The following is a 251-nucleotide window of genomic DNA, read 5'->3' on the forward strand; positions in this document are numbered from 1 at the left end:
CCGCCTATACCGAGCCGCTGCTGGAGCAATACGTGGCGGTGCACCCGGGCTTTCAACAGTTCACCTTCGCCGGTGGCAGGGTCACCCTGACCCTGTTGATCGGCGATGTGCTGGAACAACTGCCGCAACTCGATGCACAGATCGATGTGTGGTTCCTCGACGGCTTCGCCCCCGCCAAGAACCCCGACATGTGGACCCCGGAGCTGTTTGCGCAACTGGCGCGGCTATCGCATCCGGGCACGGTGCTGGGT

At 63.7% G+C, this 251-nt stretch carries 1 protein-coding gene; it reads left to right on the forward strand.

The window, feature by feature from the left end:
- Positions 1–251, forward strand: a 251-nt coding sequence (locus FQ664_RS26515; RefSeq protein ID WP_256676117.1) for an MnmC family methyltransferase, incomplete at both ends; no start/stop codon positions are given.

Source organism: Pseudomonas persica, from assembly GCF_900291015.1.
GTDB lineage: Bacteria > Pseudomonadota > Gammaproteobacteria > Pseudomonadales > Pseudomonadaceae > Aquipseudomonas.